Origin of the sequence: Arenimonas sp. (assembly GCF_019459675.1) — a bacterium.
In the GTDB taxonomy this organism is placed as follows: domain Bacteria; phylum Pseudomonadota; class Gammaproteobacteria; order Xanthomonadales; family Xanthomonadaceae; genus Arenimonas.
The window spans coordinates 1-7013 of the sequence record NZ_JAIBFH010000108.1 but is presented as its reverse complement, the minus strand read 5'-3'; the positions used below and the strand labels follow the sequence as shown (position 1 = coordinate 7013).

The window sequence follows — 7013 nt, the reverse complement described above, 5'->3', positions numbered from 1 at the left end:
AGCGCAGCGGTTGCGCTCCTTCACCGGCAACGGGGTTGAACTGGCCCGGACACGCGCCGACGGCTTCACCTTCCTGATCACCGCCAACCCCGCCAAGCGCACGGTGGTGCGGCTGTCCGAGGGGGTGCTGGCGGCGCTGCGCACGATGGAATGGGCGCCGCTGGAGGCAGCGCCGTTGGCAAGTATCGGCATCACGCTGGCGGAGCGGGGCGACATGCACGACCCGCGCGTACTGCTGCAGCAAAGCGAAGAAGCCGCTGAACAGGCCAGCCAGGTCGACCGGTTCGCCTTCGCCGTTTACGACCATGAGCACCATGCGGCCCTGCTGGACGACATGCGCCAGGAACGCGCCCTGCGCGAGGCCTTCGCCAAGGGGCAGTTCGAACTGCACTACCAGCCCGAGTTCGACGCCGGCACCGGCCAATGGGTTGCGGCGGAGTCACTGCTGCGCTGGCGCAGCGGCGAGCGGCTGGTGGTGGCGGGCGAGTTCATCGACGTGCTGGAGACGTCGGACCTGATGCTGGCCGTCGGGCGCTGGGTGCTGCAGCAGGCCTGCCGCGACGCGGTTGACTGGCCGCTGGGCGCGGATGGGCAGGTCATATCGGTGCGGGTGAATGTGTCGGCGCGCCAGTTCGACGAGCCCGGCCTGCTGGAGGACATCACGGCCGCACTCCAGGCCTCGGGCCTGGAGCCGGCCCGCCTGTGCCTGGAGCTGACCGAAACCACCCTGATGCGCGACATCGACCATGCGCTCGAAACCCTCCGGCACCTGCGCGCCCTGGGCGTGCAGCTGGCGATCGACGATTTCGGGACGGGCTATGCGTCCCTGGTGTACCTCAAGCGGCTGCCGATCAACGTCATCAAGATCGACCGCAGTTTCGTGCAGGGGATGCCCGGCGACGCGGCGGACATGGCCATCGTGCAGGCCATCGTGACCCTGGCGGCGGCGTTCGGCATCGACGTGGTGGGCGAAGGCGTGGAGCTGCCCATCCAGCGGGACGCCCTAGTGTCCATGGGCGTGCATCGGCTGCAGGGCTGGCTGTACGGCAAGGCGATGGACAACCTTGCACTGTGCGGCGTGCTGGGTTCGCAGGCCGGGGGGTAGAAGGCTGGGCGTGGGCGCGTGCGCGCGGCATGATTGCGGCATGAGTATTGCCCTGACCGAGTTTGCCCGCGTCCGCCTGTTCCCGGCCGACGGCCGCCGTACCGCCATCCAGGACATCACGCCCGCGGCCTTCGTCGAGCGCCTCAACGCCGAGGTTCCGGATCGGGTGATTCCCGGCTACGCGCCGTTCTGCCGCCTGCACGCGCATCGCAACTGGACCGCGACCCGTTGCTCGGTGGTCGCCATCACCGACGCCAACCGCCACCAGCTGCGCAGCGCCTATGAGGCCCGCACGCGCGACGAGCTGCCTGTGCTGGTGCGCTGGTTCGAGGGCCTGGAGCCGCCGGTGGCCGGCTACCTGGTGCCCATCCTCTACAGCCGCGACCAGCTGGCGAAGGAGGGCACGGCCATCGACGCCGACTGGGGCATCGTCGGCTGCCTTTACACCCTGACGCCCGACGAGGTCCCGATGGTGCCCATCACCATGATGCGCAACGCCCTGGGCGTGGAAGAGGGCGGCAGCGGCGTGCCGCTGGACCGCGAGGCCTACCGCCGCAGCGTCGCCTTCTGGTCAACCCACGCCAACTGGCGGTAGCAGGAACGGGGTCCTGCAAAAGAAACGGGCACCCGAAGGTGCCCGTCCGTGTAAAGCAATGAAGAGATAACTCAGTAGCGGTAATGGTCCGGCTTGTACGGGCCTTCCTTCGACACGCCCAGGTACTCGGCCTGGTCGGTGGTCAGCTCGGTCAGCACCACGCCGATCTTCTCGAGGTGCAGGCGGGCCACTTCCTCGTCCAGCTTCTTGGGCAGGATGTACACCTTGTTCTCGTAGCTGTCCTTGTTGGTCCACAGCTCGATCTGCGCCAGGGTCTGGTTGGCGAACGAGTTCGACATCACGAAGCTGGGGTGGCCAGTGGCGCAGCCCAGGTTCACCAGGCGGCCTTCGGCCAGCAGGTAGATGCAGTTGCCGTTGGCGAAGGTGTACTTGTCCACCTGCTCCTTGATGTTCAGGCGCACGGCGTCGGAGGTGTTGAGCTTGTCGACCTGGATCTCGTTGTCGAAGTGGCCGATGTTGCAGACGATGGCCTGGTCCTTCATGTTGGCCATGTGCTCGAGCGTCAGCACGTCCTTGTTGCCGGTGGTGGTGACGTAGATGTCGCCACGGCCCAGGGTGGACTCGACGGTGTTGACCTCGAAGCCTTCCATGGACGCCTGCAGGGCGTTGATCGGGTCGATTTCGGTCACGACCACGCGGGCGCCGTAGTTGCGCAGCGAGGCCGCGGAGCCTTTGCCCACGTCACCGTAGCCGCAAACCACGGCCACCTTGCCGGCCAGCATCACGTCCATCGCGCGCTTCAGGCCGTCGGCCAGCGACTCGCGGCAGCCGTACAGGTTGTCGAACTTGGACTTGGTGACCGAATCGTTGACGTTGATGGCCGGCACCAGCAGCTTGCCCTGTTCCAGCATCTGGTAAAGGCGGTGCACGCCGGTGGTGGTCTCTTCCGAGACGCCCTTCCAGTCCTTCACCACGTTGGTCCAGAAGCCCGGGCGCTCGCGCGCCACGCGCTTGAGCAGGTTCTTGATCACCTGTTCTTCGTGGCTGCCCGACGGCGAGTTGACCCAGACGGTGTCGCCCTGCTCGAGCTCATAGCCCTTGTGGATCAGCAGCGTGACGTCGCCGCCGTCGTCCACCACCAGCTCGGGGCCCTTGCCGCCCGGGAAGGTCACGGCGTCCAGGGTGCAGTCCCAGTACTCCTCCAGCGTCTCGCCCTTCCAGGCGAACACCGGGGTGCCGGTCTTGGCGATGGCCGCCGCGGCGTGGTCCTGGGTGCTGAAGATGTTGCACGAGGCCCAGCGCACGTCGGCGCCGATGTCCTTCAGGGTTTCGATCAGCACGGCCGTCTGGATGGTCATGTGCAGCGAGCCGGTGACGCGCACGCCCTTGAGCGGCTTGGAAGCGGAATACTTCTTGCGGATGGACATCAGGCCCGGCATTTCCTGCTCGGCGATGTCGAGCTCCTTGCGGCCCCAATCGGCCAGGGAGAGGTCGGCGACCTTGAAGTCCTGCTTCAGATTGACTACGGCGTTCATGTTTGTTGCTCCGTTATCGGGCGGCCTGGCCGGCCCAGGGGGCTCGGCGGCTCGCGTTCAACGGGCGCGGTTGGTACGGAACCTTCGCCGAGCCTGATCCCTTGTCCGCGCGGGGCGGACCGGGCTTGCAGCGCCCCTCGGCGGAGGGTCCGGCGGGCCGCGGGGCGGCTGCCGGGGGTGCGGGTCCTTGTGGACCGGCGGGCATTATATCGCTTGTTCGCGATGGGGGGATGAATGGTGGGAGCCAACCCTGTGCCTCATCCAGCCGCCGGCGCCTGGAAGAAATATCGGCACAGATGGAAAAACACCGGCGCGGCGAAACACACCGAATCCAGCCGATCCAGCATGCCGCCGTGGCCCTCGATCATCTGCCCCCAATCCTTGGCGCCAAGACTCCGCTTCACCGCTGAAAGCGCCAACCCCCCAAAGAACCCCGCCATCACGATCACGGTAGACATCGCCGCCGCCTGCCACGGCGTAAAAGGCGTAGCCCAATACAGCGCTGTCCCCACCCCCACCGCCAGCGCGCCACCACCCACCAGCCCTTCCACGGTCTTGGACGGACTCACCTTCGGCGCCAGCTTCGTGCGCCCAAACAGCTTCCCCACCACGTACTGCAGCACGTCGCTGATCTGCACCACCAGCAGCAGGTAGAACAGCAGCATCAGGTTCTGGGCCATGCCGCCTTCCAGATCCAGCAACAGCAGCGCCGGCGCGTAGCTGATGAAGTAGACCGCGATCAGCACGCCCCACTGCAGCTTGGTGGTGCGCTCCAGGAAGTGGTCGGTGTCACCCTGCAGGGCCGCCAGGATGGGCAGGGCCAGCATGCCGTACACCGGGATGAAGATCGCGAACAGCCCGTACCAGTCGCTGTAGATCAGCCAGTACTGCACCGGCAGCAGCACGTAGAACGACGCCACCAGCGCCCAGTGGTCGCCGGCGCGCGTGGGCGTGAGCGTGACGAACTCGCGTAGCGCCACCAGCGAGGCGAACGCGAACAGCACCACCGTGGCGCCCGCGCCCAGCCAGAAGCACGTGGCCAATACGGCCACCATCCACCACCAGGCCACGATGCGCTGGTTGAGGTTGGTGATGGTGGCGCTGGGGTTGCCGCGCTGGCGCAGGTGCAGCACGCCGCCAATCAGCGAGGCCAGCACCAGCAGCGCGACCACGCCGCTCAGCAGCTGCAGGATGGGGTTGTTGAAATCCAGTTCCAGCGACGGCATCGGCGGGCCTCAGGCCAGGGCGACCACGGCGGCCCGGGCGCGTTCCAGGAACGCGGCCTTGGGTTCGTCGGGCACATGGGAAAGCGGGGCGCCGAAGCGCACGGCGCAGGTCAGCGGCACCGGGATGTGGGCGCCCTTGGGCATGGAGCGGTAGAGGTTCTCCAGGTACACCGGGATCAGCTCCACGTCGGGGTGGCGCATGGCCAGGTGGTAGAGGCCGCTCTTGAACTCGGCCGGCAGGCGCTCGGCGCGGCGGGTGCCTTCGGGGAACAGGATCAGCGAGTCGCCGTCATTCAATGCGGCGCTGAGCGGGGCCAGAGGGTCCACGTCGGGGTCGGTGCGCTCGCGGTCAATCAGCAGGGCGCGGAACGTGCTGTCGGCGAACCATTTGCGCAGGCCCGGCTTGCCCCAGTAATCCTTCGCGGCCACGGGGCGCGTTGTCCGGCGCAAGAAGCCGGGCAGGGCGGACCACAGCACCGGCGTGTCGAGGTGGCTGGTGTGGTTGGCGAAGTAGATGCGCGTGGTGGTGAGCGGCTGGCAGCCGATCCAGCGCGGGCTGGCGCCGACCAGGCCGCGCAGGGCGAGGATGAGCGGGGTGCCCAGCATCAGGGGTTGCTCGCGGCGGCCGCGCGTTCGCGCAGCAGGCGCGCGATCTTCACGGTGCGGGTGATGCAGGTCACCACCGAGCCGACGAGGATGATCCAGGAAGCCACCAACAGCGCGTACCACGCGTCCGCCCACCACGGCCAAGCCGCCGCCACCAAACAGCCCACCGTCATCACGAACATGCGCTTGGGCTTGGACTGCACGCCGCTGAAATCCTGCGCGAAGCCGAGCGCGCCGCCGGTGGTGCGGATGTAGGCGGTGACCGCGGCGAGCAGCGCGCCGGCCCAGCCCAGGATCGGCTCGCCCGCCGCCATGCCCAGCGCCACGATGAACACCGAATCGGCGATGCGGTCGGGCAATTCATTCCACAGCGGCCCGGTCGGCCCGCCCAGCCCGCCTTCCACGGCCACCATGCCGTCCAGCAGGTTGCACAGCAGCCGCAGCTGCACCGCCAACGCGCACAGCAGCAGGCCTGCGGGGCCGGGCAGGTGCAGCAGCGCCGCCATGCCCGCCAGGGCGATGGGGATGCTGATGAAGGAAATCAGGTCGGGGCTGACGCGGGCCCGCGCCAGCGCGGCGGCCAGGGCCTTGGCCCAGCCGGCGCTGCGGGTGGTGAGCGGGCGGCGGGATTCGGTGGGGCGGGGCTCGGTCATGGGGGAAAGATGCCAGAACCGGCGCTGCCGGCGATAGGCCACCCCGGCGGCCGCCGGTTAACGGGAGTCAAGAAACCGGGGCGCATGCTCAAGGCCAGGGTTCGAAACCGCCTCCGGGCGCACCAAGGAGAACCACATGCTGTACCGCAAGGAAACATCCAAGACGGTCGACCAGGTCTTCGCCGACATCGAACAGGCCTGCAAGGCCCAGGGTTTCGGCCTGCTGCACCACTACGATTTCAGGAAGACGCTCGAGGGCAAGGGCTTCCCGATGGCGAACGAGTGCCGGGTGATGGAAATCTGCAACCCGGGCCAGGCCAGCGAGGTGCTGAAGGTGGACATGGCGCTGAACATGGCGCTGCCGTGCCGGATATCGATCTACGAAGACGGCGGCAAGACCATCGTTGGCATGATCCCGCCGACCGCCATGCTCGGGCTGGTGTCCGACGACCCGCGCATCGCCCCGGCCGCCCGCGAGGTGGAGCAGGCGATGGAGCGCATCATCGAAGCGTCCATCTGAAGGCCGGGGCGGGCTTCGGGCCCGTCGACGCCTGCGCCTTTGGCCACCGGCGCCGCCGCGCCAGGCATCAGCGGTAGTCATCCTCGCGCGGGTGCCTGACCGCCAGCACGGTGACGGTCTGCACGTCCTCGATCTCGACCAGGGCCACGTAGCCGGCGGCGCCGAATCCGATCAGCAGTTCCCGCAGCATGACGTCGCCGCCGGCAGCGCGCCTGCAGGCGAAGGGCGAGAACTCCAGTAGCGCGATGCCACGAGAGATGGCCTCGAGAGCGGCGTCGGCTTGACGAAAATCGCCGTCGGCCTGATCCAGCTGGAAACCGTACAGGCGCTTCAGGTCGTCGCGGGCTTCTTCCGTGAAGCGGACGCTGAAGTTCATGGTTTCCTTTTCTTGGCCTGCTTGAGCTGCGCCGCCAGGTCATCGAGAACGACCGTGGCGGGGAGGTAGCGGTCAGTCTTGCGGGCGAGGTCGCGCGAGGCGAGGCCCCGGGCAATGAACTCGTCCTGCATCTGGCGCTGCCCGATTTGCGCACGCAGGGCGGCTTCGACGAAACCCGAAAGCGTCTCGCCTTCGCGCAGGACGTTTTCGGCGGCTTCGCGCAGCTCCGGGGCGACGCGGAGGGAGGGAATGGTGGCGGTTTTCATGGGCCTGTCCACTGCATTGCAATTGCGATGCAGCGTGCGCCGGTGTGGGAGGGTTTGCAAGGGGCTGGAAAAGGAACGGGGGGCGGTTGGGGGCCCGGGGGGGGGGGGGGGCGGGGCGGGAGTACCCCCCCCCCACGGGGGCGGGGGGGTAGGCCCGGGGGGCCCCGGGG

At 68.0% G+C, this 7013-nt stretch carries 9 protein-coding genes and 1 riboswitch; of the genes, 3 read left to right on the top strand and 6 right to left on the bottom strand.

The window, feature by feature from the left end; all coding sequences use genetic code 11:
• A partial coding sequence (locus K0M70_RS03945) for a GGDEF domain-containing phosphodiesterase (RefSeq protein ID WP_290779563.1) occupies nucleotides 1-1105 on the top strand: 1105 nt, incomplete at its 5' end.
• A gap of 40 nt (nucleotides 1106-1145) precedes the next feature.
• Nucleotides 1146-1700 carry a DUF3228 family protein gene (locus K0M70_RS03940; RefSeq protein WP_290779561.1) on the top strand — a complete coding sequence of 185 codons (555 nt, stop codon included), beginning with the start codon at nucleotides 1146-1148 and terminating at the stop codon, nucleotides 1698-1700.
• Between the two features lie 71 nt (nucleotides 1701-1771).
• Here the strand turns inward: K0M70_RS03940 and ahcY are convergent, their stop codons facing one another.
• From ahcY to K0M70_RS03920, 4 genes are all read right to left on the bottom strand, one after another.
• Nucleotides 1772-3196: an adenosylhomocysteinase gene (gene ahcY, locus K0M70_RS03935; protein WP_290779558.1), complete on the bottom strand. Its 1425-nt coding sequence runs from the start codon at nucleotides 3194-3196 to the stop codon at nucleotides 1772-1774.
• A 55-nt stretch (nucleotides 3197-3251) separates the two neighbouring features.
• A riboswitch (S-adenosyl-L-homocysteine riboswitch) is annotated at nucleotides 3252-3341 on the bottom strand.
• A gap of 112 nt (nucleotides 3342-3453) precedes the next feature.
• Entirely contained in the window at nucleotides 3454-4422 is a 969-nt protein-coding gene (locus K0M70_RS03930; RefSeq protein ID WP_290779557.1) for a phosphatidate cytidylyltransferase, read from the bottom strand.
• 9 nt (nucleotides 4423-4431) lie between these two features.
• A complete protein-coding gene (locus K0M70_RS03925) occupies nucleotides 4432-5028 on the bottom strand; it encodes a lysophospholipid acyltransferase family protein (RefSeq protein ID WP_290779554.1) in 597 nt (198 codons plus the stop codon).
• On the bottom strand, nucleotides 5028-5681 hold the full coding sequence (locus K0M70_RS03920; protein ID WP_290779552.1) for a CDP-alcohol phosphatidyltransferase family protein: 654 nt from the start codon (nucleotides 5679-5681) through the stop codon (nucleotides 5028-5030). Before K0M70_RS03920 ends, K0M70_RS03925 begins: the two co-directional genes overlap by 1 nt.
• A gap of 136 nt (nucleotides 5682-5817) precedes the next feature.
• Here K0M70_RS03920 and K0M70_RS03915 point away from each other — a divergent pair, with 136 nt between their 5' ends.
• Complete coding sequence (locus K0M70_RS03915; RefSeq protein WP_290779551.1) at nucleotides 5818-6201, top strand: DUF302 domain-containing protein; 384 nt, start codon at nucleotides 5818-5820, stop codon at nucleotides 6199-6201.
• Between the two features lie 67 nt (nucleotides 6202-6268).
• Here the strand turns inward: K0M70_RS03915 and K0M70_RS03910 are convergent, their stop codons facing one another.
• Nucleotides 6269-6577: a type II toxin-antitoxin system RelE/ParE family toxin gene (locus K0M70_RS03910; RefSeq protein ID WP_290779548.1), complete on the bottom strand. Its 309-nt coding sequence runs from the start codon at nucleotides 6575-6577 to the stop codon at nucleotides 6269-6271.
• Nucleotides 6574-6843 carry a YlcI/YnfO family protein gene (locus K0M70_RS03905; RefSeq protein ID WP_290779546.1) on the bottom strand — a complete coding sequence of 90 codons (270 nt, stop codon included), beginning with the start codon at nucleotides 6841-6843 and terminating at the stop codon, nucleotides 6574-6576. Before K0M70_RS03905 ends, K0M70_RS03910 begins: the two co-directional genes overlap by 4 nt.
• Nucleotides 6844-7013: the final 170 nt, after the last annotated feature.